Below are 25,580 nucleotides of genomic sequence, written 5' to 3' on the forward strand. Positions count from 1 at the left end.
GCCCGCTGATCCCCACCGCCGGCCGGTTGGGCGACTAGGTTGACGGTCGAGGGCCATGACGCCCGTCCGGTTCGGGAAAGGACGTGCGATGAGCGACGACCGCCAGGAGCCTCCCGCCGGCGAGCACGACGACCGGACCCGCCCACTGCCACCGGCCGCCGACCGGGCGGAGCCGCCGCAACCGACCAGACCCACGAGCGGGCCGGACGAGACGGCGCCGATCGACCGGACTGGCCCGGCTCGTTCCGCCGGGTCACCGGACCAGACCATGCCGATCGACAGTCCCGCAGCGACCCCGCCGGGCCGTCCGGGCACGCCGCCCGCCCCGACGCCAGCGGCCACGCCGCCCGCTCCGACCCCACCCGCCGACCAGACGACGCGGCCACCCGCCGACGAAACGACGCGGCCACCCGCCGACCAGACGACACGGCTGCCCGTCGAGCGGTCGGCCGTGCCGTCGTGGTCGGGACGGGCCGAGGTCCGGCCGCCCCGGCCGGACGAAGCCGGAGAGTGGTACGTCGAGGAGCAGGGCGCCCGCCGGTGGTGGCTCCCGATCCTGTGGGGTGTTCTCGCGCTGCTGCTCGCCGGCCTGCTCGGCGGGGCGCTCTGGCTGGTGCTCGCCAAGCAGGATGACGACCGGGACGATCCGGACTCCACCCCGTCCGTCCCGCCGGCCAGTGCCACAAGTGCCGCGCCGACAAGCGCTCCCCCCACCTCGGCCGCGCCGACAAGCGAGGCACCGAGCAGCCCGCCGCCCAGCAGCGCGCCGGTCGAGGTGCCGGTGCCGCCGCTCGCCGGCCTGCCGCAGGCCACCGCCGAGGGGTTGCTGAGCCGGCTCGGCCTTGCCTACGAGGTGGTGTACCGGCCGTCGGAGCTGCCGCCCGGGACCGTGGTGGGCACCGAGCCGGGAACTGGCACTCCGGTGTCGACCGAGGACGAGGTGCTGTTGATCATCTCCCAGGCCCGGCCCTCGACGGACGTGAGCCCGACGGCGCCGAGCCCGACGGTGACCGGTACGCCCTGACCTGTGGTCACCACAATCGCCGGCGGGTGCCGACCAGGCCGAGGCCGGCCAGTGAGATGGCGAGGCCGAAGATCCCGGACCAGAACAGGGAGCGGCGGGTGTCCGTCGCGGTGTTCCCGGCCGGAGCCGCTTCGCTGAGCTGCTGCTGCTGCTGCTGCTGCTGCTCGCCGCCGGCACCGCCGCCGGTCACCGACCCGGTCGGCTCGGTGACGCCGGCACGGTTGCCCCGGGCGTCGGCGCCGAGCCAGTCGGATTCCTCGGCTGCCGGTGGATCGTCGTCCGTCGGCGGGTGGTCGTCGACCACGGTGATCTCCGGTGCGGGCACCGGTGTGGTCAGGCGGGTGGACGACATCGCCGGGTCGCGGGCGAGGACCAGGACGGTGACCATCGCCCCGAGGAGAGCGAGCAGTCCACAGACATAGGCGATACGGGAGCGGTGGTGCCGCCGCAGGGCGGGCTGATTGACCATGACCATCCCAGGGTCAGGGTCCTGGACGCGCGGGTGGAACGGTGCCGGGGTGGGCGTACCAATTCTATGGCGACGGCACGCCCACCGGCGGCGGATCGCGTCGGTCAGCCGACCCGGAGCGGGGTACGGGTGACCGGTCGCCGGGCCCGTACGGTGTGCGGGCGGGGCTCGGGGGCTGCCTGTAGCCGCTCCAGCCCGTCGCGCTGGACGAAGATCGATCGTCGGGTGACCGCGTCGCCCGCGGCGTTCAGCTCGTAGCCGTCGAGCCAGAGCCAACCGTCGTAGGTGGGCCAGTCCAGCACCCGGATCACCCGGAACTTGATGGGCCTGAGGAACTGGACACTCGCCGCGCGAGTCACGAGCAGTACGTCACCGGTGCGGGGAAGCACATGGGCTCCTGGGGAGGATGGCCGGCGACTGTGCCGGCGGTGCCTGAACGGGGGACGTCTCGGCCGGTGACGGGGTCGTGCCTCGTGAACCGGTGGTGCGGATGGTGATGGTCGGGCCGTACCTCGCTGGTGGCGTGCCGCCACCCGACCACCACCCGGATGCTGCCGGGAACCGCGCCCGCCGCCGCAGCTTGCCGGCTTGCAGCGGCGGGGTCATTACCCCGGAGCAGGTCTCGGTTGTGCCTGCTGGGCCCGCGTCGTGCCGGGCTTCCTCGCCTCGGTGGGGTCACCACTGCGAGGAAGCGGGTCGAGACGCTGAGTAACCCGTGCCATACGGACAGAGTGCATGAGGGACGTGCTTCATGCAAGTTGCACGTCGACTTTTGCCGATACGTGAGCGAGTCCCGCGAAAGGCCTATTGAAGCCTTCCGCGTACGGACGGCACACTGGGAGCCGGTTTCGCCCGTCGCGGCCGGCCGAGGACCGGCACCACCCCCTTCGTCGCGAACGCTCGCCGGACGACGGTCGCGCCCCCGGCGGGTGTCAGCCAGTGGCGCGTCGACCGGAGGTAGCCCGGGTGGGGTCGAGCAACCAGCGGCGGGGATCAGCGACTCACGGGTTGCGCGATGAGTGAGCGGCGCAGTCCCACAATCAGAAGGCGGCGGCTCGGTGCCGAGCTGCGCCGCCAGCGTGAGTCCGCCGGGATCACCATCGAGATGGTCGCCGAGCAGTTGGAGTGCTCGGCGTCGAAGGTCTCCCGGATCGAGACCGGGCACACCACCGCCACCCCGCGCGACGTCCGGGACATGCTGCGGATCTACGGGGTGGTCGGTGCCGAGAGCGACGAACTCGTGCAGATCGCGCGCGAGGCCCGACAGAAGGGCTGGTGGCATCCGTACAGCACGGTGCTCGTCGGCGCGTACGTCGGGCTGGAGGCGGCGGCGAGTTCGATCCGGGCGTACGAACAGCAGGTCGTGCCGGGCCTTCTGGAGACCGAGGAGTACGCCGGGGCGATGATCCGCGCGGCTCGGCCGGACTTCACCGCCGATCAGGTCCACCAGAGGGTGCGTGTCCGTCTGGGCCGTCAGTCGTTATTGACCCAGGACGATCCGGTCGATCTGTGGGTGGTACTCGATGAGGCGGTGGTACGTCGGCCGGTAGGCGGGGACGAGGTGATGCGTGGCCAACTCAAGCGGTTGGTCGAGGTGGCCGAGTTGCCGAACGTGACGTTGCAGATCCTGCCCTTCGAGGTGGGCGCGCACGCCGGCATGGACGGCACCTTCACGATCCTCAGCTTCCCTGAGCCCGGTGATCCGGATGTTGTGTACGCGGAGAACGCCACGGGTGGGCTTTTCCTCGAGAAGAGCGACGAACTGCAGAAGTACAGCTTCATCTTCGATCACATCCGCGCTGCGGCCATACGTCCAGAGGAGTCCGTCGCACACATCGCAAAACTGGCAGAGGAGCCGTTGTGGAAATGGCGACCAAAGGGTTCCCCGTGGACCTGACGCAGGCAGCATGGTTCAAGAGCTCGAAGAGCGGGCCGAACTGTGACAACTGCGTGGAGGTGGCGTACGTGACGGGGGCGGTCGGAGTGCGGGACTCGAAGGACAAGGCGGGCCCGGCCCTGGTTTTCGCACCGAGTGACTGGCACGCCTTCGTCGGCGGCACCCGAGGCGGTGCGTTCGACGCGGTCTGACCGAGTGGTCAACTGAGGCCTCCGTCCGGATCCGGATCCGGACGGAGGCCTTGCCGTGTCCGGGGCGGTCCGGGCGGGCCGGGAAGGGCCGGCGAGGTTCCGCCGGGATTCCCGTCGCCACAGGCCGCCCGTCTCGTTGAACTGGTCGGTACGGCGCAGGTCGACGACCCGTCGCACCGACCGGCAACCGAGCGAGGTAGGCGAGACGGATGACGACGATCGGGTCAGACAATCTCACCAGCGGTGCGGCCAAACCGGAGCGGTTCGGTGGTAAGTACCGCGGAGCGCGTCGGGACAGCGTGTTGACCGAGGTGGTGTCGACCGACCAGGAGATCGGCGGGCGGGACACGTCGGCCCCCGAGGCGCTCTCACTGCCCTCGCTGGACCCGAACCCGCTTGTGGAGCCGTCGTTTCCGCCCACCGGCTGGCCGATGGAGCCCAGCGGCTCGCTGGCCGACCATCCGCTGCTCCGCGGTCTGCTGATGGAGTTGCCGCCGAAGGGCAGCCTGCCGTCGTCGGAGTGGCTGGACCGCTGGTTCGAGGCGACCAGGGCGATCCTGGAACTGCTATACGTGCAGGGGGCCGGCCGTCCGCGCTGATCGCGGAGCGGCGGGCTGTGCCCGCTCGGCGAACCGGCTGTGCCGTAGCGCGTGCCGGACCCCGATGGCGATCACCGCGAGCGCGCCCACGGTGATCGCCGGTCCGGTGACCCCCGGGTCGGCTCCGAGGTCGGTGCCGATCGCCGCGATCACCGCCGGCGCCGTGGCCAGGGCGGTCACCTGGAGCGGCAGGCCGACGAGTGGGTGGGCCGCGGCGGCGCGCAGCCCGTGTGGCGCGGGCGTGCCGGGAGCGCTTGCGAACGCGCCCGCCCCGGCCCGCAGCCGGCGGATCCGCCGTAGGGAGCAGACCGTCGTCACCAGCGCCGGACCGGCGGCCAGGGAGAGCCCGGCGGCGGCGCGGTCGACAGGCGCGCTGCCGGCACTGAGCAGACCGCCGCCGAGCACGGCCGCGGTGAGCGCCACGCCGGTGAGGGCCAGCACCAGCAACCATCCGGTACGCCGGCGCAGCATGCGGGTGTTGCGCAGCCGGGGAAGCCCGTCGGCGACGACGCCGGCAGCCAGCCAGACGGCGGCGATCGGAAGCAGGATGGTGAGGTGACTCTCCATGTTCGAGAGTCTTTCCCGAATCACGGCGGAGCGAATCCGGGCCGGTCCCCCGTTCAGCCCGGACGCCCGGCCCGTAGGGGTCATCGCACGGAGATATGGATGATCCGGCATGTCCAATGGCCCGGTCGCTGACTTACCCTCAGCTAGATCGGCGATAGTCGATTGATGTTGGGACCGGTGGTCACGTTCCGCCACCGGTCAGAGGGAGGTTGGAGATGGGTCTTCCACGAAGGTCCGTACTGGTCGGGGTGGCCATGGCGACGGTGCTTGCCGTCGGCACGCCAGCCCTGGCCGCCGAACCTGTCGGTGTGGTCAGGGCCGCCGGCGGAGCCACCGCCGTGCCGGACAGCTACATCGTCGTTCTCAAGGACAGCGCCGTGGCCCGGGACCGGGTCGGCGACACCGCGAAGCGGCTCTCCGGCCGCCACGGCGGCACGGTGGCCCGCACCTACGGCGCGGCGCTGCGCGGTTTCGAGGTCACGGTGAGCGCGAGCGCGGCGGCGCGGATCGCGGCCGACCCGGCGGTGGCGTACGTCGAGCAGAACCACACCGTGTCCATCTCCGGCACGCAGGCCAACCCGCCCTCCTGGGGCCTGGACCGGATCGACCAGCGCAACCTGCCGCTGGACAGCTCCTACACCTACCCCAACACGGCGAGCAACGTGCACGCCTACATCATCGACACCGGCATCCGGTTCTCCCACAACGACTTCGGCGGCCGGGCCACCTCCGGCTACGACGCCGTCGACGGCGGGTCCGCCGATGACTGCAACGGGCACGGCACCCACGTCGCCGGCACCGTCGGCGGGTCCAGCTACGGGGTGGCCAAGGCCGTCCAGATCGTCGGCGTACGGGTGCTGAACTGCTCCGGCAGCGGCACCAACGCCGGCGTGATCGCTGGCGTCGACTGGGTCACCGCGAACGCGATCAAGCCGGCGGTGGCGAACATGAGCCTCGGCGGCGGCGCGAACACCTCACTCGACAACGCGGTGCGTAACTCGATCGCCTCGGGAGTGACGTACGGCCTGGCGGCCGGCAACGACAACGGCGCGAACGCGTGCAACACCTCGCCGGCACGTACCACGGAGGCCATCACGGTGGGCTCGACGACCAGCTCGGACGCCCGCTCGTCGTTCTCCAACGTCGGCACCTGCCTGGACCTCTTCGCGCCGGGCTCGTCGATCACCTCGGCCTGGTACAACAGCAACACCGCGACAAACACGATCAGCGGCACCTCGATGGCCACTCCGCACGTGGTCGGAGCGGCGGCCCTGGTGGCCAGCGCCAACCCGAGCTGGACGCCGGCGCAGGTCCGCAACCAACTGGTGGCCAACGCGACGGCCAACGTGGTCGGCAACCCCGGCTCGGGCTCACCGAACCTGCTGCTCTACGTGGGCACCGGCAGCACCCCGCCGCCGCCCACCGGCTGCACCGGCACCAACGGCTCCGACGTGTCGATCCCGGACGCCGGCGCGGCGGTGACCAGCTCCATCACCATCTCCGGCTGCGGACGCAACGCCTCGTCGGCCTCCACCGTCGCGGTGAACATCGTCCACACCTACCGCGGTGACCTGGTCATCGACCTGCTCGCCCCGGACGGCAGCGCGTACCGGCTGAAGAACAGCAGCACCTCGGACAGCGCCGACAACGTGAACGCCACCTACTCGGTGAACGTCTCCGGTGAGGCCGCCGACGGCATCTGGCGGCTCCAGGTGCGGGACACCTACTCGGCCGACACCGGCTACATCAACACCTGGACCCTGACCGTCTGACCGTCTGACCCGACCGAGGCCCCATCCGGTGGACCGGGTGGGGCCTCGTGCCGTACGGATCGGATCAGACCGAGAAGGTCGTCATCCGCTCGCTGGCCGGCGCCGGCGGGCGGGCCTTCCACAGGCCGATCTTCTGGGCGGCGAGCCGGCTCAGGTAGGCCGGGTTGAGGATGACGTAGCGGCGCCAGAGCCGCTTCGGCTCCAGGCCGAGACGCCAGAACCACTCCAGACCGGCGCGCTGCATCCAGCGCGGGGGCTGGCGGAGCAACCCGGCGTGGTAGTCGAAGGCCGCCCCGACCGCCATCAACGGCATGTCCAGCAGCGGTCGCATGGCGTACGCGAAGACCTCCTGGCGCGGGCAGCCCAGCCCGACCAGGACCAGCCGGGCGCCGCTGGATCGGATGCGGTCGGCGATCTCGACGTCCTCACCCGGCTGGGCGGCCCGAAACTTGGACGGCTCCACCCCGGCGATCTTCAGGGCCGGGAACATCCGTTCCAGCGCCGGGATCAACCGGCCGAGGGTTTCCTCGGTCGAGCCGTACAGGTAGACCGGCAGCCCCTCGTCGGCGAACCGCGACAGCACGTGCAGGGTCAACGTCGGCCCGTAGACCCGGTCGGAGAGCCCGGCGTGGTGCAGCAGGTTGAGCGCCCACCGCACCGGCTGCCCGTCCGGCGTGACCACGTCGAAGGAGTTGAGCCGCGCGTTGTGCGCCGGATCGAGCACCCCGGTCATCACGCCGTGCACGGCCAACGCGGTGAGCGCGAGCGGACGCCGCTCGTGCGCAGCGGTCACCACCGCATCGGTCGCCGTCGCGTAGTCGGTGGCGTCGACCAGGACGCCGAGTACGTTGCGCTTGGTCCGCGCGGTCATGCCTTGAATACCCACTTACCCACGTTGGCCTCGTAGATCTCCCGCAGGATCATCGGCACGTCGTAAGTGATCTTCCAGTCCGGGTACTGCTCCTCGAACCGGGCCATGCTGCTGACATACCACTGGTGGTCGCCTGTGCGGTTCTGCTCGACGTAGTTGATCCGCGCCTCGCGGCCGGTGATCTCCTCCGCGATCCGGAACGCCTCGATGTGGGAGGTGTTGGAGTGCCGGCCGCCACCGAGGTTGTAGACCTCGGCGGATCGCGGGGCCCGGAAGAACGCCTCGAACGCGGTGAGCACGTCGTGGGAGTGGATCGCGTCCCGAACCATCTTGCCCTTGTAGCCGAACAGGTTGTATGTCCGGCCCTCCATCACGCAGCGCATCAGGTAGGCAAGGAACCCGTGCAACTCGGCGGCCGAGTGTGCCGGGCCGGTGAGCGTGCCGCCCCGGAAGCAGGCGGTCTTCATGTCGAAGTAGCGCCCGTACTCCTGGACCATCACGTCCGCCGCGACCTTCGAGGCGCCGAAGACCGAGTGCAGCGAGTGGTCGATCGACATCTCTTCGGTGATGCCCTGGTACCAGCGGTGGTCCTCGGGCAGCTCGTACCGCGTCTCCAGCTCGACCAGAGGCAGGCTGTTGGGCCGGTCGCCGTAGACCTTGTTCGTCGAGCAGTGGATGAACGGCGCGTCGATGGCGTGGCGGCGGGTGTTCTCCAGGATGTTGAGCGTGCCGCCGGCGTTGACGTCGAAGTCCGTGTACGGCTCCTTGGCCGCCCAGTCGTGGCTCGGCTGAGCGGCGCTGTGGATCACCACGGCGATGTCCGAGCCGTACTTCTTGAAAACCTGCTCCAGGCCGTCCCGGTCCCGGATGTCCACCGCGAAATGGGTGTACGAGTTGCCCAGGTCACGAGCGAGCCGCTCCAGGCTCCAGGATGTGGAGCCGTCCTCGCCGAAGAAATACCGGCGCATGTCGTTGTCGATGCCGACGACGTCCAGACCGAGGCCGGCGAAGTGCCGGACCGCCTCGGAGCCGATCAGGCCACCCGACCCTGTCACCAACGCGACACTCACACGCCACTCCTGGTCCATCGGAGACAGAATCCATCGCAGCATAGCTTGGCGCCCGGCCCGCCCCGATATGACGGAAGGGCCCCGCGGTAAGCGGAGCCCTCGTCGGTGGTGGGGATGGGGGGAGTTGAACCCCCACGCCCTTTCGGGCACACGGACCTGAACCGTGCGCGTCTGCCATTCCGCCACATCCCCGTGGCACGACCCGGAACACTGTAGCCGCCCCGGCCCCGCTGTCTCCAGCGGCCTCGGGAATACTACGCTGTCCCAGACGCTCGCCAGGAACGATTACCGTTCGTGGCGGACGAAAGATTAGCACGGCAGTCCCGGCCCTTCCGAACGGGTCGGGAGCAGGTGGCCGAGCGGCGTGTGAGCTGCGCGCGCGCCGGCCGGATACCATCATGTCCTCGGGACCCGAGGAGGAGCCGGTGAGCGTGCTGCAACGCTTCGAGAAGCGTCTGGAAGGCCTGGTCGAAGGGGCCTTCGCCAAGGTCTTCAAAGGGGTGGTCCACCCCGTGGAGATCCTCAACGCCATGCAGCGGGAGGCCGAGGCGCACAAGGCGATCCTGGCCGGTGGGCGCACGTTGGTGCCCAACCGCTACGTGATCGATCTCTCGCCGTTCGACCACAGTCGGCTGGCGCCGTACGCCGCTGCGCTGGCCCAGGAGTTGGCCCAGTCGCAGGCGGAGTTCATCGGCGAGCAGGCCTGGACGGTCTATGGCGACGTGATCGTCGAGATCGAGCGAGGCGAGGGCCTGGACACGGGCATGTTCCGTGTCACGGCCGAGGTCTACACCGGCGGCGAGGTCGCCCCGGTGTCGGCACCCGGCTACGACGCCGGCCCGCCCGCCTACCCCGCGTACGACCAGGGTGGTGGCTACGGCCCTCCGCCCGGGCACGGTGGCGGTCGCAACGTGCGGCTGGTCTCCGGTGACGGTCGCACCTACCCCCTTCAGATGGGGTCGACGGTGATCGGTCGCGGCGATCAGGCCAACCTGCGTCTGCCCGACGTCGGCATCTCCCGGCGACACGCCCGGTTGGATTTCGACGGGGGCCAGGTCGTGCTGACCGATCTGGGGTCGACCAACGGCACCATGGTCAACGGGCAGCGGGTCTCCGCTGTCGCGCTCAACCCTGGTGACATGGTCCAGCTCGGGACGACGACGCTGACCTTCCGCGTGGACGGCTGATCCGCCTTGCCGGAACTGGTCATCACCGTTGCCCGGTTCGGATTCCTGATCCTGCTGTGGATCTTCGTTTTCACGGTGGTGGGCGTGATTCGCCGCGATCTCTTCGCGGGCGCCCGCTCCGGTCGTCTGGTGGCCGCGCCACGCGCGGTCGGCGCCTCGACGGGGCAGGCGGCGAAGCCGGCGAAGGCGAAACGGGGCAGGGCGGCGCACCAGCTGGTAGTGACAGCCGGTCAGCTGGCCGGCACCAAAATCACTCTGGGTGACGCGCAGATCACAATTGGTCGAGCCGAGGATTCCACCCTGGTCATCACCGACGACTACGCCTCCGCGCGACACGCCCGGCTCTTGGCGCGTGACGGGCAGTGGTACGTCGAGGACCTCGGCTCGACTAACGGCACGTACCTTGATCGCGCTAAGGTCACCGGACCAACCCCCGTCCCCCTCGGCGTGCCGATCCGGATCGGCCGCACTTCCCTCGAATTACGGCCATGACTCTGACCCTGCGCTACGCGGCCCACAGCGACCGCGGTCTGATCCGAGACGGTAATCAAGACTCCGTCTACGCCGGGCCGCGGCTACTCGCCGTTGCCGACGGCATGGGCGGCATGGCCGCCGGTGACGTCGCCAGCAACATCGTCATCGGTGCCATGGCGCCGCTCGACGAGGACGTCCCAGGGGACGCTCTCGTCGACGCGTTGCGTTCGGCCGTGGGCACCGCCAACCAACAACTCCGCGACACGGTGGACGCCAACCCGCAGTTGGAGGGGATGGGCACCACGCTGACGGCGACCCTCTTCACCGGCAGCAAGCTGGGGATGGTCCACATCGGCGACTCGCGGGCCTATCTGCTCCGTAACGGCGACTTCGCGCAGATCACCAAGGACGACACGTACGTCCAGATGCTCGTCGACGAGGGCCGGATCAGCGCCGAGGAGGCGAGTAGCCACCCGCAGCGGTCGCTGCTCACCCGGGCCCTCGACGGCCGGGACATCGACCCGGAATACTCGGTGCGCCAGGTGCTGCCCGGCGACCGGTACCTGATCTGCAGCGACGGCCTGTCGGGTGTGGTCAGCGCCGAGACCATCGGTGAGACCCTGCGGGAATACACCGACCCGCAGCAGTGTGTCGAGCGGCTGGTGCAGCTCGCGCTGCGCGGCGGCGGACCGGACAACATCACCGTGATCATCGCCGATGCCACGGACCAGGACATCGTCGAGGCGAGCCCGATCGTCGGCGGTGCCGCCGCCCGCGACCGGGGGATGGCGACCTCCGCGGACAACTCGACTCCGGCCGCCCGTGCCTCGGCGCTCGCCGCGCCGCGTCCGGCCGTGCCCGAGGAGCCAGCAGCCTCGGACGACGAACCGGACCGGCCGAAGCGCCGCCCGGTGCGGACCGCCGCCATGGCGGCGGCCCTACTGGTGATCGTCGGTGGCGGCGCCTTCGGGGGCTGGACGTACACCCAGCGGCAGTACTACGTGGGTGCCACCGAGGAGGGCCAGGTCGCCGTCTTCCGTGGCGTCCAGGGTGAGATCGCCGGGATGGACCTCTCCACCGTGCACCGCCGCAGCGGCACCCGGCTCGACGACCTCACGGTCGCGGCGCAGGACACCGTCCGGGTCGGCATCCGGGCCAAGAGCGAGCCGGACGCCGAACGCCAGCTCGCCGAGCTGACGAGCGACACCCCGAGCAACCCCAACCTGAAGCCGCTCTGCCCGCTCGATCCGACCGCACCGACGGGTGGCACGCCGGCACCCCCCGATTCCTCGCCGAGCCCGAACGGCAGCCCGAGCATCATCGCGTCGCCGACCTCCAACGGGGTTGTCGGCGCGAGCCCGACAGTCGCTAACACCGCCGCTGTCGGTGCGACCGGTTCGTCCACCACGCCCGACAACACGCCCTCCGACTCGGCCACGCCGGCGCTCGACCCGGCCGCCTGCCGATCTCCTGAGTGAGCGTCGGCTGAGATCCCGAGGATTCCACCTGTGACCGTAGCGGCCACACCGGCACCCTCGCCCGCCACCGCGGGCGAGCAGTCCGGCGTACGCCTGGCGCGGTCGCGCCGCAACGCCGAGCTGTCCCTTCTGCTGCTCGCCATGGCGTTGGTGGCCGCGTACGGGGCGACCGTCGAGGCGAACCTGCTGGACACCGTCACCCCGGACTTCTGGATGCCCGCCGCCGCGCTCGGGGCGGTCTTCCTCGGTCTGCACCTGGTCATCCGATTCCTCGCCCCGTTCGCCGATCCGGCGCTGTTGCCGGCGGTGGCCCTGCTCAACGGGCTCGGGGTGGGCTTCCTGCGCCGGATCGACCTGGGCGACGCCCCGGTGGCCGAGCGGGAGAGTCTGGCCATCTTCGCGGGGCAGGGCGGGCGCCAGTTGGCCTGGACGCTCGGTGCGGTGATCCTCGCCGCCAGCCTGCTCGCCATCATGCGCGACCACCGGTCGATCTCGCGGTACGCGTACACCCTGGGGTTGGCCGGCATCGTGCTGGTGATGCTCCCGGCGGTGCTGCCGGCGAGCATCTCCGAGAGAAACGGCGCGAAGCTCTGGATCGATCTCGGCAGCTTCTCCATCCAGCCGGGTGAGTTCGCCAAGCTGGCGCTGCTGGTCTTCTTCGCCTACTACCTGGTCCGCAAGCGCGAGGTGCTCTCGCTGGCGAGCCGACGTTTCCTCGGCATCGATTTCCCGCGCGGGCGCGACCTCGGCCCGGTGGTCGGCGTCTGGCTGGTCAGCCTCCTGGTGCTCGTGTTCGAGAAGGACCTCGGCACGTCGCTGCTGTACTTCGGCATGTTCGTGGTGACGCTCTACATCGCCACCGAACGGGTCAGCTGGCTGCTGATCGGTCTCGTCCTCTTCTTCGGCGGGGCCTACCTCGCCTACGTCCTCGGCTCGACGGTCGGCGGCCCGTTCGCCAATTTCTACGTCCGAGCGGAGATCTGGCTCGACCCGTTCGCCGACCCGACCGACAAGGGCTACCAGCTCGTCCAGGGCCTGCTCGCCCTGGGCACGGGTGGGCTCTTCGGCGCCGGGCCGGGCGGCGGTCAGCCGGACATCCTGCCCGAGGTGCAGAACGACTTCATCTTCGCCGGCATGGGCGAGGAGCTCGGCCTCTTCGGCCTCTCCGCCCTGCTTGTCGTCTACCTGTTGATCGTGGAGCGTGGGCTGCGGGCCGCGCTCGCGGTCCGGGACTCGTTCGGCAAGCTCCTCGCCGGCGGTCTGGCGTTCACTCTCGGCCTCCAGGTCTTCGTGATCGTCGGCGGGATCAGCAAGCTCATTCCGTTGACCGGTCAGACCACCCCGTTCCTGTCCGCCGGTGGCTCGTCGTTGATGGCCAACTGGTTGCTCATCGCGGTGCTGTTGCGGGTCTCCGACGGTGCCCGTCGGCCGGTCGGCGGGAGCGCCAGCAAGGCCGCCCGACCCACCGGTGGTGCCCCGGAGCAGCTGCACGGTGCTCCCACGGAGGTGATCAAGCCGTGAACGCACCACTGCGCCGCGTCGGCGTCGTCGTCATGGTCCTGTTCGGCCTGCTCTTCGCCAACCTCAACTGGGTGCAGTTCCAGAAGGCCGACGAGTACCGCACCAGCGACTACAACGGCCGCGTCCAGGTGGCCGACTACAAGCGCAAGCGCGGCAACATCGAGGCTGGCGGCACGGCCCTGGCCACCAGCAAGGAGACCACCGGCAAGCTGAAGTTCCAGCGCACCTACCCGGGCGGTGCGGAGTACGCCCACGTGCTCGGCTACAAGCCGGTCAGCCTGGCCGACAAGGGCATCGAGCAGGTGGAGAACGACTTCCTGGCCGGCACCAGCGACCAGCTGATCGGCGACCGGATCAAGGACATGTTCACCGGCGACGAGAGCGGTGGCGGCAACGTGCTGCTCAGCCTCTCCAAGAAGGCCCAGGACGCGGCGTACAACCAGCTACGCAACAACCAGGTGGGGGCGAAGCGGGGCGCGGCCATCGCCATCGACCCGCGCACCGGGGCGGTGCAGGCGCTTGTCTCCATGCCCAGCTTCGACCCGAACCCGCTGGCCAGCCACACCGACAAGGAGGCGGCCGCGGCGTTCAACAAGCTGGATCAGGACCCGGCGGGCCCTCTGAAGAACCGGGCGCTCAGCGAGACGCTGCCGCCGGGCTCCACGTTCAAGATCGTGGTCGCCGCGGCGGCGCTGGAGAACGGCGTCAGCAAGAGCACCCAGATCCCGGCCGGCCCCAGCTACACGCCGCCCACCTCCGGCACCCCGATCCGTAACGCCGATCCGTCGATCTGCCCGCAGGCGAAGGTCACCCTGCTGGACGCGGTCACCGAGTCGTGCAACACCGGCTTCGCCCAGCTCGGCGTGCGGCTCGGGGCCGACACTCTCAAGGAGAAGGCCCGGCAGTTCGGTTTCGAGCAGGAGGACCTCACCGTCGGTCACCTCGGCGAGGACGGTCTGCCCACGGCTGCCAGCCGGACCGGGGACATCCAGAACCCGGACGGCAGCACCGACCAGGCCGCACTGGCCCAGTCCTCGATCGGCCAGAACAACGTCCGGATGACGCCGCTCGAAGGCGCCATGATCGCCAGCGCGATCGCCAACAACGGCAGCCAGATGCGACCGTACCTGGTGCAGCAGCTGCTCGCCCCGGACCGGACGACAAGCTACTTCACCGCGAAGCCGCGGGAGCTGCGTCAGCCCGTCGAGCCGCAGGTCGCCGCCGACCTGCGCGAGATGATGGTCAGCGTCGTGCAGAACGGCACCGGACGGAAGGCCGCGGTCAGCGGTTACACGGTCGGTGGCAAGACCGGCACCGCGCAGTCCGCGCCGGACCGGCCCGACCACGGCTGGTTCATCGGCTTCGCGCTGGACAAGAACGGCACCCCGATCTCCGCGGTCTGCGTGATGCTCGAGCAGGCCGGTCCCGGCGGCAGCGGCGAGGCGGCGCGGATCGCCGGCCAGATCATCAAGGCCGCCATCGCCGACCCCGGGGGTCGCTGACATGCTCAGCCCCGGCGTCCAGCTCGGCAACCGCTACCGCCTCGACGAGCGGATCGCCAGCGGCGGCATGGGCGACGTCTGGCGCGGCACCGACCAGGTGCTCGGCCGGACGGTCGCGGTCAAGAGCCTGCTCCCCGCCCTGCTCGACGACCCGGACTTCGGCGAGCGGTTCCGTGGCGAAGCCCGCACCATGGCCACGATCAACCATCCCGGCGTGGTGGACGTCTACGACTTCGGCAATGACCAGCAGATCGCCTTCCTGGTCATGGAGTACATCGAGGGCGACGCCCTGTCGTCCACGCTGAGCCGGGTCGGCCGGCTCACCCCGGCCCGGACGATGGCCCTGGTCGCGCAGGCCGCGGACGCGTTGCACGCGGCGCACGAGAAGGGCATCGTGCACCGCGACGTGAAGCCGGGCAACCTGCTGGTCCGGCCCAACGGCACGCTCGTCCTCACCGACTTCGGCATCGCCCGCTCCGACCTGGTCGGCCAGCTCACCGCCGCTGGTTCGGTGCTCGGCACCGCCTCGTACATCTCACCCGAGCAGGCCACCGGCGGCGTGGCCACCCCGGCCTCGGATGTGTACGCGCTCGGCGTGGTCGCCTACCAGTGTCTTGCCGGACGGCGTCCGTTCGAGGGCGACAACCCGCTCGACATCGCGATGCGGCACGTGCGGGAGACGCCCCGGCCGCTGCCCGCCGACATCCCCCCGCAGGTCCGTTCGGTGGTGGAACGGGCGTTGGCCAAGGACCCGGCCGCCCGCTGGCCGAGCGCCGCCGCTCTCGCCGGGGTCGCCCGTCAACTCAAGGCCGCGCTCTCCCAGCAGGCCAGGGCCGGTGGCAACCCCGGGCCGGTCTCCGCGGCGCCGGCCTCGCCGGCCGCGCCCGGTCGGGCCCAGGTGCCGCAGGCGCACCAGATGCGCCCGCCGGTCGCCCGCCCGCCGGCTGCCCGCCCCCCGGCCGTCGGGCCGCGGCCGACAACCGTCGCGCCGGCCCAGCAGCCGCGCCCCACCGCCGTCGCGCCGTCCGTCCCGTCCGCCCGGCCGCCGGCCGCACCGAACGGATACCCGCGCGGTGCCGCGGCGGTGCCATCGGCACCGCCCCGACAGCAGCAACCGGCGGCGTACGCCCGGCAGGCCGTGCCGTCGGCGCCGTCCCCCGAGCCCCGGAGGTCCCGGCCCGGCCTGGTGCTCCTCGCCATCTTGCTGGCCGTTCTGGTCCTGCTCTGCTCCGGCGTGATTTCCTACAACCTGAAGCAGTCGCAGGCCGGTGAACCCGTCGGCACGAGTGCGGGCACCACGCCGGCCGGCGCGCTGCGACTCGACGGACGCGACGATCCGACCCAGACGTCGTACCGTCGGGAGATACGACTCCAGCCGGGCGACGGCGGGACGACGACGAGCGAAGGACGACAGACGCGATGACAGCGCAGGCCCGCCTGCTCGGTGGCAGGTATCAGGTCGGCGAGCTGCTCGGCTACGGCGGCATGGCCGAGGTGCACCGCGGTCGCGATCTCCGGCTCGGTCGGGATGTCGCGATCAAGATGCTTCGGACCGACCTGGCCCGGGACGCGACGTTCCAGATGCGGTTCCGCCGCGAGGCACAGAACGCCGCCTCGCTCAACCACCCGGCCATCGTGGCGGTCTACGACACCGGCGAGGAGACCGCGCCGACCGGCGAGACACTGCCGTTCATCGTGATGGAGTTCGTCAACGGTCGGACCCTGAAGGAGGTCCTCGGCGCCGAGGGCCGGCTGCAGCCGCGCCGGGCGCTGGAGATCTGCGCCGACATGTGCGCCGCGCTGGAGTTCAGCCACCGGCACGGCATCATCCACCGGGACATCAAGCCCGGCAACGTGATGCTCACCCAGACCGGCCAGGTCAAGGTGATGGACTTCGGCATCGCCCGCGCGTTGGCCAGCGGCGCGACCACCATGACGCAGACCAGCGCGGTGATCGGCACGGCGCAGTACCTGTCCCCGGAGCAGGCGCGCGGCGAGGCCGTCGACGCCCGCTCCGATGTGTACGCCGCCGGCTGCGTGCTCTTCGAGTTGGTCTGTGGGCACCCGCCGTTCGTCGGTGACAGCCCGGTGAGCGTCGCCTACCAGCACGTACGGGAGACGCCGCCGACGCCGAGCGACATCAACCCGGACGTCACCCCGGCGGTCGACGCGATCGTGTTGAAGGCGCTGTCGAAGAACCCGCTCAACCGCTACCAGAGCGCCGGCGAGATGCGGGCCGACCTGCTCCGCGCCGCCGCCGGTCGGCCCGTGTTGGCCACTCCGGTGCTGCGCGAGGCGGAGACGGTGGCGATGGCCCCGGCCGGCGGCCGGGGCGGTTACCCGGCTCCCGCCGGTGGGCCGCAGACCGGGCAGATGGCCCGGGTGGGCGATCCGCGCCAGCGCAAGGCGTCCTCCTGGCTGATCGCGACGTTCAGCGCGGTCGGCGTGCTGGCGGTTGTCGCCCTTGTCGCTGCCCTGCTCTGGAACCAGCAGCAGGAGAAGGCCAACAAGGTGGTGCCGAGCCTCGTCGGCAAGAGCCAGGCGGTCGCGTTCACCGCGATCCAGGACGCCAAACTCCAGCCGAAGCTGGGTGAACCGGTCCTGGACAACAACTGCACGAAGAACACGGTCGCCAAGCAGGATCCGCCGCCGAACACCAAGCTGAAGCAGTCCGAGACGGTGACCATCCAGCTCTGCGGCGGCAAGCCCGACGTGAAGATCCCTCCGAATCTGGTCAACTCCCAGTACGAGCTGGTCAAGTCCCAGCTCGAGGGCCAGGGGTTGGACGTCCAGGACAAGCAGGTGGAAAACGCGGCGACGAAGGGCACCGTGCTCAAGTTGACTCCCCCGTCGGGGACCACCGTCCCGCAGGGCAGCACGGTGATCGTCGACGTTTCCAGGGGCAACGTCGGCAAGGTACCGAATGTCGTCAATTCCACGAAGGACGAGGCCGCCCAGGAGCTTCGCGAGGCGGGTTACAACGTCGAGTTCCGCGATGGTGACGAGGTGTCGGCGGACCAGGTCGGTCGGGTCCAGAAGCAGAGTCCGAACGCGGGCACCTCACTGGCCAAGGACAAGACCGTGACCCTCGAGATCGGTGTCCCGGAGAAGGTCGTCACCCCGCCGCCGTCCGGCACGCCGACCAGCACGCCGTCGGTCACGCCGACCACGCCCGGCGGCGGCGGCGGCGTCGGCCTGCCGTTCCCGCCCCCGCCGAGCCGGCTCCCCGAGGACTAGGCCCTAGGCGTGTCCGAAGCCCCGGGCCGGCCGGCGGCCAGCCCGGGCGGCGGCACGAGTGACGCCGACGTGTCCGGCGTCGCTTCGGTGGTGAGTCCGCGTCCTCGACGCCGCCGACGCGTGGCCGTCCTGGGAGTCGCCGCGCTGATGCTCGCCAGTCTTCCGTGGCTGTGGACGACGCTCGCCGCCCGCGACCACGTGTACGCCGAGGCCGACGCGCCAGCCGCCGACGTGGTGATCGTCCTCGGCACCGCCGTGGCACCCGATCGGCAACGGCCCGGTGAACGGCTCGCCGGCCGCCTGGAGACCGCCGCCGAGTTGGTGACCAGCGGGCGGGCAAAGGTCGTGCTCGTGTCGGGCGACGGGGGTGGCACGTCGGGAGACGAGCCCGCGGTGATGACGGCGTATCTCACCGAACTCGGCGTCGACGCGCGTCGCGTGGTGGCCGACCCGTTCGGCCTGGACACGTACGACAGTTGCGCCCGGGCGCGCGAGGTGTACGGCGTCGAGCGGGCCCTGATCGTGACCCAGTCCTTCCACCTGTCCCGGGCGGTGACGCTGTGCCGGCATCTCGGCCTCGACGTCGACGGGGTCACCGCACGGTGCGACGAGTGCGGCCCGTTGCTGCTCGCCGAGAAGTCGGTCCGGGACTACCTCGCCAGCGGCAAGGCGGCGTGGGACATGGTGCTTGGTCGCCCGCCGGCGGTCCGCTCGCCCGAGGATCCGGCGGTGCGGAACGCGCTGCGCGGCTGATCCGGCCAGCGTGCCGTCCCGGGCCCGGTGATCGAGCGGCGTCTCAGGTGGTGGCGAAGGCCGACCGGCGGCGGGCGTCGACCTCGGCGGCCAGTGCGGGCGCGCGCTCCAACGCCTCCCGGTGACCGCAGTCGGCCAGCCAGTTGGCGAGCATCAGGTGGCCGCCCTCGGTGAGCACCGACTCCGGGTGGAACTGGACGCCCTCGATGGGAAGGGTCCGGTGCCGCATCGCCATCACCACGCCGGAGCCGGTCCAGCCGGTGACCTCCAGCTCGTCCGGAAGCGTGTCGGGCAGCACGGCGAGCGAGTGGTACCGGGTGGCGGTGAACGGGTCGGGCAGGCCGGCGAGTACGCCCACCGACTGGTGCCGTACCTCGGAGGTCTTGCCGTGCAGCAGCTCGGGTGCGCGCGTCACGGTCGCCCCGAACGCCTCGCCGATCGCCTGGTGACCGAGGCAGACGCCGAAGATCGGCAGCTCGCCTGCGTACTGCCGGATGACGTCCAGGCAGATGCCGGCCCGGTCGGGGCTGCCCGGCCCCGGGGAGAGCAGGATGCCGGCCGCGCCCACCCTGCCCACCTCGGCGACGTCGATCTCGTCGTTGCGGCGGACCTCGCAGGTCACGCCGAGCTGGCCCAGATATTGCACGAGGTTGAAGACGAACGAGTCGTAGTTGTCGATCACCAGGATGCGCATGGTCACCTACTCGGGGAGGGCGGCGCGGGGTTGTTCTGGTCGGTGTCGTACGGCAGGTCGTGTTCGTCGCCGGCCGGGGCGTCGCCGGTCGCCGGGCCGACGTCGCCCGAGTCCGCGGGGGACTCGACCTGCACGTCGTCGAAGGGCAGCAGGGGTTCGGCCCAGGGGAAGGCGACATACCAGAGCAGGGCCACCGTGGCGGCCACCAGCAGTACCGAGCCGATCAGCTTTCCGGCCACGCCGAAGGGCAGTTTGCGCCAGATGAACGCGTACATCGGGTCAGCCCCCCAGCTCCGCCGGGCGGCCCGCCGACTTGGGTTGGGTGCGGTCCAGCTCGGCGTGGATGATCAGCCGCTGGTAGTTGTCCCACTTGGGGTTGCAGGTGGTCAGGGTGAGCATCCGCTTGGTCGGTTTCTTGTTCGGCTCGCCGGGCACCGGTGCCACCACCTCGACCTGGGTGGGTCGGACGATCCGCGACTGCGACACCAGGTAGACGTACCAGTCGGTCTTGCTCTCGACCACGATGGCGTCGCCCTCGCCCAACTCGTCCAGCCGCCAGAAGGTGGCCCGGTTACGGTGCCCGGCGACGGAGAAGTTGCCCACCTGGCCGGGCATCGCGCTCGTCGGGTAGTGGCCCGGGGCGTAGCGGATGTCCTCCTGGGTGACGCCCTCGACCACCACCAGGTTCTTGTCGATCTTCGGGATGTAGAGGCCGGCGAGCGGTTTGCCGCGTACCGGGGGCGACGGTTTGACGCTCGGGCCGGCCGACGGAGCGACAGTCGGGTCGTCGGTCGGGCCCCACTGCTGGGTCAGTGCCTTGTTGAGGTCGTTCTGGTGGGCATCGACGATGGCCGACTTGCCCCACACCTCGTAGCCGGCGAAGAGCAGCACCACCAGGCCGAAGGTGATCAGGATTTCGCCTGTGACACGGACGCCGGTGCGGATTCGGGAGCCGAGCGACGGGCGGGTGAGCTCGGAGTAGACGCTCTTGTAGCCCTCGCCGGTCTGGTGCGGCCGGAGTTGGACCACCCGCTCGCCGCGCCGGGGCCGGGGCGGCTCACCGGGGTTGTCGCCGCCGCCGGTCGGCTCCTGAGGGCCTCCTGTGCGGGGGACGGCACCCATCAGCGCTGTCGAGTCCATTGTCGGTGGGCGGGTGGCGGGGGTGCCGGGCACGGCGGGGATCAACGCGGTGGCGGCCGGGTCGGCGCCACGATCCGGACCGGCGGCGGCGCCACGATCCGGCCCGGCGGCGGGAGCACGGCCCGGCGCGGTCGGTGGCACACGGCCCGGCGCGGTGGGCGGGACACCTGTCGGCCCGGTCGGCGGGACACCTGTCGGCCCGGCGGAGGAGGAGGCATCCGGGCCGGGCGCGGACGGAGCGACCGGGGAGCCGGTCGGGCGCGGGGGCCGGGCGGCGATCTGGGGGATGAGCGCGGTCGGTGAGTCGGCAACCGGTGGGGTCGGGGTGTCTACCGGGGCAGCGGGTCGTACCGGGCTCGGGGTGGGCGCGGCCGGTCGGCCGGGCGCCGGTGGACCGTCGGACCCTGCGTGCGGGCTCGGTCGGGGGACGGCGCTGCCTGGCCACGGCGGGGGTGCGTCGACACCTCGCGGGCCGGGGGTCGGGTCGGTCGGGCGGGGAGGCTCGGGCGTGGCCGGCGGGCGCGGGGCACCGGGCCGGGCGGGCAGCGTCGGCTCGGGCCAGTTGCCGGCCGTGGTCGGCCGGTCCGGCGCCGGCTCGGGCCGGTCGACCTTGGGCAGGAATGCGGTCGGATCGTCGGTCTGGTTACGGTGCCGCCCGTCGCGACGCTCGTCCGGCGTGCTCATTTAGGCACCGTGGCCGAGCGTAGGGCCGTCGAGTCCTCGAACGCGGGGACCCGCACCGTGCCTGCCGTCTCCTTGTAGCCGAGCTGGTAGTCGTCGACCGCGTCCTTGAACCACTGGACTCCCTGAGAGCTGGCGAGTGCCTGCTGAAGGGCAGCCGGGTCGCCGATCGCCACGATCTTGAACGGTGGGGAGTACACCCGGCCATGGAGCAGCAGGGTGTTACCGACGCAGCGTACCGCGCTGGTTGCGAGCACGCGGACGTTCATGATTGAGATGGCCTCGGCTCCACCGGCCCAGAGCGCGTTGACCACTGCCTGCACATCCGCCTGGTGCACCACCAGGTCGTCGTTGTCGGCGTCCGACTGGGTCTGGTCGAGCTGCGGCGCGTCGTTCAGCTCGACCGTGACCCCGGGCCCGCCGAGGGCGGTGAACCCGGCGGCCTGGAGGCTGCCCTGGGCGCGATCCTGCTGATCCTTGATCGGGGCGTCCGAGCCGGCCAGCGTGTTGGTCCGTTGTTGGACCTCGTCGCGGAGTGTGGCGGCCCGGCGTTCGCTCGCCGCCACCTGCTCGCGTCGGTCCTCGATGAGCTGGTTGAGCTGCGGCCGTCGGTCCTCACGCAGCGCGGTGCCGCCAGCGGTGGTCGCGGTGGTGGTGAAGAGCAGCCCCGCCGCGGCGGCGATCAGGGGCACACCGATCGACCAGCCAGGTCGGCGTTGACGCGGTCGCCGGGGCAGCAGCCCGGCGGCGGCCCGTCGGAGGACCTTCTGCCAGGAGGTTGCGCCGGATGTGTACTCCACCGAGCGTTCCTTCCGCGTGTCGGGGGTCGGTCCGCGCCGGCTGGGCCGGTGATGCGAACAGTCCCGCCTTTTTCGGTCACTCCGTGCACCGGCCTGACCCCATTCATGGTCCGGACGGGCAATCGGGACTACGCTAGCTGTCGAACATTATTGGCCATGGACCGTCGCCCCCGCGCCCGGTTGTCAGGCCGGACGAGGTCGTCACCCCTCTGGAGAGCGTCGTGCCCAAGTCTCAGGTCCGCAAGAAGAAGGTGTACACCCCGCCGACGGACGTCCGTCCGACGACGGCGGCGTCGACGCGCAAGCCTAGCCCGGTGTGGTTGCCGGCCACCGCGGTCGCCTTGATCGTCGTCGGAATCGGCTGGCTGGTGCTCTATTACCTGTCGGAGCAGGAGTACCCGGTCGCGGCGTGGGGTTACTGGAACCTCGCGGTCGGCTTCGGCGCGATGGTCGCCTCGCTGGGGTTGCTCTCCCGCTGGCGCTGAGCCGGCTTCGGGGCCGTCGCGTCGGCGGTTCCGCGTCACCCCACCGTGCCCCTGCCCGGCAGGATCGGGTGGGGGCCCCTATGGTGTCCGCAGGCAGCGCGGCCTACTGCGAGATGACTCACGTTACTGCTGGGTAACCTTCGCGTAGGCTGCACTGCATGACCGAGCGAAGCGAGGTCATCAGGCAGCAGACCGGGGAGGCCAACTCGATGGGCAGCGTCCAGATCGTCACCACGATCCTCGCGGCCGCCATCACCGCCGTGGCGGTGTGGCTTGCGGTGCGTGCGGTCCTGAAGATGGTGGCAGTCATCCGGCTCGGGCAGCCCGCGCCGGAACGGTTCACCGACAAGGTCGCTCGCGCCAGGACCATGCTCGTGGAGACCGCCGGCCACACCCGCATGCTCAAGTGGGGCGTGGTGGGCGCCGCGCACTGGTTCGTGATGGTCGGCTTCGTCGTGCTGTCGCTGCTGGTGCTCGAGGCGTACTTCGAGGTGGTCACCACCGACGGTGGCCTCCCGGTCATCGGGCACTGGACGATCTTCGGCCTGGTCACCGAGATCATCGGGGTGTTGGGCCTGGTCGGCATCGTGGTGCTGATGGCGATCCGGCTGCGTAACCGGCCGACCCGGCCGGGCGGGCGGTCCCGGTTCACCGGCTCGACCATGTGGCAGGGCTACTTCGTCGAGTGGATCGTGCTGCTGGTCCTGATCTTCGGGTTCGTGATCCGGGGATTCAAGGTCGCCACGGACCACTTCGAGTTCCCGTTCTGGGCCACCCCGGTCAGTCACGCGGTCGGTGCGGTGCTGCCCGACTGGGCGGACGGGGTCAGCGTCGCCGCGGCCATCAAGATCATCATTTCGATGACCTGGCTGATCGTCATCTCGCTGAACGTCACGATGGGTGTCGCCTGGCACCGCTTCCTGGCGTTCCCCAACATCTTCTTCAAGCGCGAGCCGGCCAGGCCGGCCGGCTCCGGCCTCGGCGCGCTGCGCCCGATGACGAGCCAGGGCAAGCCGCTCGACTTCGAGGAGGCCGACCCGGAGAAGGACCAGTTCGGCGTCGCCCAGGTCGAGCAGTTCAGCTGGAAGGGCCTACTGGACTTCAGCACCTGCACCGAGTGCGGCCGCTGCCAGTCGCAGTGCCCAGCCTGGAACACCGGCAAGCCGCTGTCGCCCAAGCTGCTCATCCTGAGCCTGCGCGACCACGCGTACGCCAAGGCGCCCTACCTGCTGGCCGGCGGCGGCAAGGACCTGACCGGCGAGGAGAAGGCCACCCAGGCGCAGCTCGCGCACCTGGACGTGCTGGCCCTCGCCGAGGCCGACAAGCCGTTGATCGGCACCGCCGAGGAGGGCGGTGTCATCGACCCGGACGTGCTCTGGTCCTGCACCACCTGCGGCGCCTGCGTCGAGCAGTGCCCGGTGGACATCGAGCACGTGGACCACATCGTCGACATGCGCCGCTACCAGGTGCTCATCGAGTCGAGCTTCCCCTCCGAGGCCGGCGTGATGCTGCGCAACCTGGAGAACAAGGGCAACCCGTGGGGCGCGCCGCAGAACACCCGCGAGGACTGGACGAAGGGCCTCGACTTCGAGGTGCCCCGGGTCGGCGCTTTGGACGACTTCGAGTACCTGTTCTGGGTCGGCTGTGCCGGTGCGTTCGAGGACCGGGCCAAGAAGACCACCCGCGCGGTGGCCACGCTGCTCAACGAGGCGGGCGTGTCGTTCGCGATCCTGGGTGAGGGCGAAACCTGCTCGGGCGACCCGGCGCGGCGGATCGGCAACGAGTTCGTCTTCCAGATGCTCGCCCAGCAGAACGTGGAGACGCTGAACGAGGCGTTCGAGGGCCGCGAGAAGGCCAAGCGCAAGATCGTGGCGACCTGCCCGCACTGCTTCAACACCCTGGGCAACGAGTACGGCCAGCTCGGCGGCGAGTTCGAGGTGGTCCACCACACCCAACTGCTCGCGCACCTGGTCGCCACCGGCAAGCTCACGCCGGTGCAGCCGGTCGACGGCGGCGTCACCTACCACGACCCCTGCTACCTCGGCCGGCACAACCGGATCTTCGCGGCCCCCCGGGAGGTTCTCGGTGACGCCATCGCCGGCGAGCTGACCGAGATGCCGCGCAACAGCGAGCGTTCCTTCTGCTGCGGCGCCGGCGGCGCCCGGATGTGGATGGAAGAGAAGATCGGCAAGCGGATCAACGTGGACCGGGTCGAGGAGGCCATGGCCACCGGGGCGAAGACCGTCGCGGTCGGCTGCCCGTTCTGCTCGACGATGCTCAACGACGGGGTCAACGGCAAGGGCGCCGGCGAGCAGGTCGAGGTCATCGACGTGGCGAGCGTGCTGCTCCGATCGGTCAAGCCGGAGCAGCCACAGGGCGGCAAGCAGACGGCGCCGGTCGGCGGCTGAGGCGCGTACCCCCGAAGGATCCTGGACGGCGGTGGCACCTCCTGGGGTGCCACCGCCGTCGCGTGGTCAGGCCCCGGCTGCGGTGGCTCCCGCGATCGCGGCGGCGGTGGCGGCCGTGGTGGCTGTCAGGAGGGCGGCCTGGGTCTGCTCGATCGCCCGGCGGGTGGCGGCCGACCCCCAGTCGCCCGCGCCGATCTCGTCGAGCCGGCGCTCCACCCGCTGCCGGGGCAGGTCGCCGAAGAGCGTGCGGTGCAGCCGGACGGCGCGGGTGAGACCGAGCAGCGCGGCGGTCCGCGGCGGCACCGGCCCGTCGCCGACGATCGCGGCCCACATCCGCTGCCGGGCCTCGGTCTCCACCGCCGGCTCGGTGCCGGTCGGCGAGGGATAGCGGGTACGCGGGACCACCCAAAACACCCGGTCGGACTCGCGGCGCAGCACACCGGCGGCGACCAGCCCGTCCAGCACCCGCCTCGGCAGGTCCTTCGCGAGCCGGGTCACCCAGTCCTGGGGTTTGCGAAGCTTGCGCTCCCCGGCGATCCGCGCCAGGGCGTCGTCCAGCAGCGGCCGGCCCACCGGGGCCGGGTCGGTGACCACCAGCCGGTCGTCGACCAGCTCGACCCGGCCGGCGACGGCCAGGTCGAGGAGCAGGGCGCCGGCCAGACCGTGGTCCAGGCCGGGCCAGCCGAGCCGGTTGGTGCCCGCGTCGTCGTGGGCCAGCAGGGCCAGTTCATCGGCGAGCGTCAGTGCATCCATGACTTCC

At 70.9% G+C, this 25,580-nt stretch carries 25 protein-coding genes and 1 tRNA gene; 15 read left to right on the forward strand and 11 right to left on the reverse strand.

Translation table 11 applies throughout. From position 1 onward, the window contains the following. The first annotated feature begins 88 nt into the window (after nt 1-88). The gene (locus tag ACPXBU_RS06080) at nt 89-1,024 is read left to right on the forward strand and encodes a PASTA domain-containing protein (RefSeq protein ID WP_425757019.1); all 936 of its coding nucleotides are present in this window, start codon (nt 89-91) and stop codon (nt 1,022-1,024) included. Nucleotides 1,025-1,031: 7 nt separating this feature from the next. On the opposite strand, the gene ACPXBU_RS06085 is transcribed toward ACPXBU_RS06080, so the two are convergent. Continuing rightward, nucleotides 1,032-1,499, reverse strand: a complete 468-nt coding sequence (locus ACPXBU_RS06085; RefSeq protein WP_425757020.1) for a hypothetical protein — start codon at nt 1,497-1,499, stop codon at nt 1,032-1,034. 98 nt (nt 1,500-1,597) lie between these two features. Further along, the gene (locus ACPXBU_RS06090) at nt 1,598-1,882 is read right to left on the reverse strand and encodes a hypothetical protein (RefSeq protein WP_425757022.1); all 285 of its coding nucleotides are present in this window, start codon (nt 1,880-1,882) and stop codon (nt 1,598-1,600) included. A 626-nt stretch (nt 1,883-2,508) separates the two neighbouring features. Here ACPXBU_RS06090 and ACPXBU_RS06095 point away from each other — a divergent pair. The 3 genes from ACPXBU_RS06095 to ACPXBU_RS06105 all read left to right on the forward strand — a co-directional run bounded on the left by ACPXBU_RS06095 (nt 2,509) and on the right by ACPXBU_RS06105 (nt 4,180). Then, nucleotides 2,509-3,390 (forward strand): helix-turn-helix domain-containing protein, encoded by an 882-nt coding sequence (locus ACPXBU_RS06095; RefSeq protein WP_357243174.1) that lies wholly within the window; start codon nt 2,509-2,511, stop codon nt 3,388-3,390. Next, nucleotides 3,360-3,581 (forward strand): DUF397 domain-containing protein, encoded by a 222-nt coding sequence (locus tag ACPXBU_RS06100; RefSeq protein WP_425757025.1) that lies wholly within the window; start codon nt 3,360-3,362, stop codon nt 3,579-3,581. Before ACPXBU_RS06095 ends, ACPXBU_RS06100 begins: the two co-directional genes overlap by 31 nt. A 209-nt stretch (nt 3,582-3,790) precedes the next feature. Further along, nucleotides 3,791-4,180 carry a hypothetical protein gene (locus tag ACPXBU_RS06105; RefSeq protein ID WP_393365164.1) on the forward strand — a complete coding sequence of 130 codons (390 nt, stop codon included), beginning with the start codon at nt 3,791-3,793 and terminating at the stop codon, nt 4,178-4,180. Here the strand turns inward: ACPXBU_RS06105 and ACPXBU_RS06110 are convergent. After that, nucleotides 4,148-4,747, reverse strand: a complete 600-nt coding sequence (locus tag ACPXBU_RS06110) for a hypothetical protein (RefSeq protein WP_425757027.1) — start codon at nt 4,745-4,747, stop codon at nt 4,148-4,150. The two genes, ACPXBU_RS06105 and ACPXBU_RS06110, sit on opposite strands and share 33 nt — an antisense overlap. A gap of 215 nt (nt 4,748-4,962) precedes the next feature. On the opposite strand from ACPXBU_RS06110, the gene ACPXBU_RS06115 reads away from it, so the two are divergent. Beyond that, nucleotides 4,963-6,519 (forward strand): S8 family peptidase, encoded by a 1,557-nt coding sequence (locus tag ACPXBU_RS06115; RefSeq protein ID WP_425757029.1) that lies wholly within the window; start codon nt 4,963-4,965, stop codon nt 6,517-6,519. A 64-nt stretch (nt 6,520-6,583) separates the two neighbouring features. Here ACPXBU_RS06115 and ACPXBU_RS06120 read toward each other — a convergent pair whose 3' ends face one another. From ACPXBU_RS06120 to ACPXBU_RS06130, 3 genes are all read right to left on the reverse strand, one after another. Further along, nucleotides 6,584-7,390: a WecB/TagA/CpsF family glycosyltransferase gene (locus tag ACPXBU_RS06120; RefSeq protein WP_393365169.1), complete on the reverse strand. Its 807-nt coding sequence runs from the start codon at nt 7,388-7,390 to the stop codon at nt 6,584-6,586. Beyond that, complete coding sequence (locus tag ACPXBU_RS06125; RefSeq protein WP_393365171.1) at nt 7,387-8,502, reverse strand: NAD-dependent epimerase/dehydratase family protein; 1,116 nt, start codon at nt 8,500-8,502, stop codon at nt 7,387-7,389. The genes ACPXBU_RS06120 and ACPXBU_RS06125 overlap by 4 nt, the downstream gene beginning before the upstream one ends. Before the next feature lie 64 nt (nt 8,503-8,566). Continuing rightward, nucleotides 8,567-8,652: transfer RNA gene (locus ACPXBU_RS06130), tRNA-Leu, on the reverse strand. Between the two features lie 206 nt (nt 8,653-8,858). Between ACPXBU_RS06130 and ACPXBU_RS06135 the strand changes: the two genes are divergently transcribed. The 8 genes from ACPXBU_RS06135 to ACPXBU_RS06170 are packed head-to-tail and all read left to right on the forward strand — an operon-like array spanning nt 8,859 to nt 18,612. Next, a complete protein-coding gene (locus ACPXBU_RS06135; protein WP_007454122.1) occupies nt 8,859-9,647 on the forward strand; it encodes an FhaA domain-containing protein in 789 nt (262 codons plus the stop codon). Between the two features lie 6 nt (nt 9,648-9,653). After that, on the forward strand, nt 9,654-10,139 hold the full coding sequence (locus tag ACPXBU_RS06140; RefSeq protein WP_393365173.1) for an FHA domain-containing protein FhaB/FipA: 486 nt from the start codon (nt 9,654-9,656) through the stop codon (nt 10,137-10,139). Next, nucleotides 10,136-11,599, forward strand: coding sequence for a PP2C family protein-serine/threonine phosphatase (locus ACPXBU_RS06145; protein WP_425757032.1), 1,464 nt, complete (start codon nt 10,136-10,138; stop codon nt 11,597-11,599). The genes ACPXBU_RS06140 and ACPXBU_RS06145 overlap by 4 nt, the downstream gene beginning before the upstream one ends. 30 nt (nt 11,600-11,629) lie before the next feature. After that, nucleotides 11,630-13,120, forward strand: a complete 1,491-nt coding sequence (locus ACPXBU_RS06150) for an FtsW/RodA/SpoVE family cell cycle protein (RefSeq protein ID WP_393365177.1) — start codon at nt 11,630-11,632, stop codon at nt 13,118-13,120. Beyond that, nucleotides 13,117-14,622, forward strand: coding sequence for a peptidoglycan D,D-transpeptidase FtsI family protein (locus ACPXBU_RS06155; protein WP_425757035.1), 1,506 nt, complete (start codon nt 13,117-13,119; stop codon nt 14,620-14,622). Before ACPXBU_RS06150 ends, ACPXBU_RS06155 begins: the two co-directional genes overlap by 4 nt. Nucleotide 14,623: 1 nt before the next feature. Continuing rightward, the gene (locus ACPXBU_RS06160; protein ID WP_425757037.1) at nt 14,624-16,045 is read left to right on the forward strand and encodes a protein kinase domain-containing protein; all 1,422 of its coding nucleotides are present in this window, start codon (nt 14,624-14,626) and stop codon (nt 16,043-16,045) included. Then, on the forward strand, nt 16,042-17,859 hold the full coding sequence (gene pknB / locus ACPXBU_RS06165) for a Stk1 family PASTA domain-containing Ser/Thr kinase (protein WP_393365182.1): 1,818 nt from the start codon (nt 16,042-16,044) through the stop codon (nt 17,857-17,859). Before ACPXBU_RS06160 ends, pknB begins: the two co-directional genes overlap by 4 nt. A gap of 9 nt (nt 17,860-17,868) precedes the next feature. Continuing rightward, nucleotides 17,869-18,612: a SanA/YdcF family protein gene (locus ACPXBU_RS06170; RefSeq protein WP_425757039.1), complete on the forward strand. Its 744-nt coding sequence runs from the start codon at nt 17,869-17,871 to the stop codon at nt 18,610-18,612. Between the two features lie 43 nt (nt 18,613-18,655). Here ACPXBU_RS06170 and ACPXBU_RS06175 read toward each other — a convergent pair whose 3' ends face one another. The 4 genes from ACPXBU_RS06175 to ACPXBU_RS06190 are packed head-to-tail and all read right to left on the reverse strand — an operon-like array spanning nt 18,656 to nt 21,927. After that, a complete protein-coding gene (locus ACPXBU_RS06175) occupies nt 18,656-19,306 on the reverse strand; it encodes an aminodeoxychorismate/anthranilate synthase component II (RefSeq protein WP_425757041.1) in 651 nt (216 codons plus the stop codon). A gap of 2 nt (nt 19,307-19,308) precedes the next feature. Continuing rightward, entirely contained in the window at nt 19,309-19,581 is a 273-nt protein-coding gene (locus ACPXBU_RS06180) for a hypothetical protein (protein ID WP_393365186.1), read from the reverse strand. Nucleotides 19,582-19,585: 4 nt separating this feature from the next. Beyond that, nucleotides 19,586-21,130, reverse strand: coding sequence for a class E sortase (locus ACPXBU_RS06185; protein WP_425757043.1), 1,545 nt, complete (start codon nt 21,128-21,130; stop codon nt 19,586-19,588). After that, entirely contained in the window at nt 21,127-21,927 is an 801-nt protein-coding gene (locus tag ACPXBU_RS06190; RefSeq protein ID WP_393365189.1) for a DUF881 domain-containing protein, read from the reverse strand. The genes ACPXBU_RS06185 and ACPXBU_RS06190 overlap by 4 nt, the downstream gene beginning before the upstream one ends. 221 nt (nt 21,928-22,148) lie before the next feature. Between ACPXBU_RS06190 and ACPXBU_RS06195 the strand changes: the two genes are divergently transcribed. Together ACPXBU_RS06195 and ACPXBU_RS06200 are read left to right on the forward strand one after the other, a co-directional pair. After that, a complete protein-coding gene (locus ACPXBU_RS06195; protein ID WP_357243225.1) occupies nt 22,149-22,412 on the forward strand; it encodes a cell division protein CrgA in 264 nt (87 codons plus the stop codon). Nucleotides 22,413-22,621: 209 nt separating this feature from the next. After that, a complete protein-coding gene (locus ACPXBU_RS06200) occupies nt 22,622-24,820 on the forward strand; it encodes a (Fe-S)-binding protein (protein WP_425757545.1) in 2,199 nt (732 codons plus the stop codon). 66 nt (nt 24,821-24,886) lie between these two features. Here the strand turns inward: ACPXBU_RS06200 and ACPXBU_RS06205 are convergent, their stop codons facing one another. Next, nucleotides 24,887-25,573 carry a GOLPH3/VPS74 family protein gene (locus tag ACPXBU_RS06205; RefSeq protein ID WP_425757046.1) on the reverse strand — a complete coding sequence of 229 codons (687 nt, stop codon included), beginning with the start codon at nt 25,571-25,573 and terminating at the stop codon, nt 24,887-24,889. Nucleotides 25,574-25,580: the final 7 nt, after the last annotated feature.

This window comes from Micromonospora sp. DT231 (assembly GCF_049847025.1).
Classification (GTDB): domain Bacteria; phylum Actinomycetota; class Actinomycetes; order Mycobacteriales; family Micromonosporaceae; genus Micromonospora.

Coding starts and splice junctions, on each gene's coding strand:
- ACPXBU_RS06115 (WP_425757029.1), top strand. CDS start 4,963: ATGGGTCTTCCACGAAGGTCCGTACTGGTCGGGGTGGCCATGGCGACG.
- ACPXBU_RS06185 (WP_425757043.1), bottom strand. CDS start 21,130: ATGAGCACGCCGGACGAGCGTCGCGACGGGCGGCACCGTAACCAGACC.
- ACPXBU_RS06095 (WP_357243174.1), top strand. CDS start 2,509: ATGAGTGAGCGGCGCAGTCCCACAATCAGAAGGCGGCGGCTCGGTGCC.
- ACPXBU_RS06205 (WP_425757046.1), bottom strand. CDS start 25,573: ATGGATGCACTGACGCTCGCCGATGAACTGGCCCTGCTGGCCCACGAC.
- pknB (WP_393365182.1), top strand. CDS start 16,042: ATGACAGCGCAGGCCCGCCTGCTCGGTGGCAGGTATCAGGTCGGCGAG.
- ACPXBU_RS06080 (WP_425757019.1), top strand. CDS start 89: ATGAGCGACGACCGCCAGGAGCCTCCCGCCGGCGAGCACGACGACCGG.
- ACPXBU_RS06125 (WP_393365171.1), bottom strand. CDS start 8,502: ATGCTGCGATGGATTCTGTCTCCGATGGACCAGGAGTGGCGTGTGAGT.
- ACPXBU_RS06145 (WP_425757032.1), top strand. CDS start 10,136: ATGACTCTGACCCTGCGCTACGCGGCCCACAGCGACCGCGGTCTGATC.
- ACPXBU_RS06175 (WP_425757041.1), bottom strand. CDS start 19,306: ATGCGCATCCTGGTGATCGACAACTACGACTCGTTCGTCTTCAACCTC.
- ACPXBU_RS06120 (WP_393365169.1), bottom strand. CDS start 7,390: ATGACCGCGCGGACCAAGCGCAACGTACTCGGCGTCCTGGTCGACGCC.
- ACPXBU_RS06180 (WP_393365186.1), bottom strand. CDS start 19,581: ATGTACGCGTTCATCTGGCGCAAACTGCCCTTCGGCGTGGCCGGAAAG.
- ACPXBU_RS06135 (WP_007454122.1), top strand. CDS start 8,859: ATGTCCTCGGGACCCGAGGAGGAGCCGGTGAGCGTGCTGCAACGCTTC.
- ACPXBU_RS06105 (WP_393365164.1), top strand. CDS start 3,791: ATGACGACGATCGGGTCAGACAATCTCACCAGCGGTGCGGCCAAACCG.
- ACPXBU_RS06100 (WP_425757025.1), top strand. CDS start 3,360: ATGGCGACCAAAGGGTTCCCCGTGGACCTGACGCAGGCAGCATGGTTC.
- ACPXBU_RS06200 (WP_425757545.1), top strand. CDS start 22,622: ATGGGCAGCGTCCAGATCGTCACCACGATCCTCGCGGCCGCCATCACC.
- ACPXBU_RS06110 (WP_425757027.1), bottom strand. CDS start 4,747: ATGGAGAGTCACCTCACCATCCTGCTTCCGATCGCCGCCGTCTGGCTG.
- ACPXBU_RS06085 (WP_425757020.1), bottom strand. CDS start 1,499: ATGGTCATGGTCAATCAGCCCGCCCTGCGGCGGCACCACCGCTCCCGT.
- ACPXBU_RS06160 (WP_425757037.1), top strand. CDS start 14,624: ATGCTCAGCCCCGGCGTCCAGCTCGGCAACCGCTACCGCCTCGACGAG.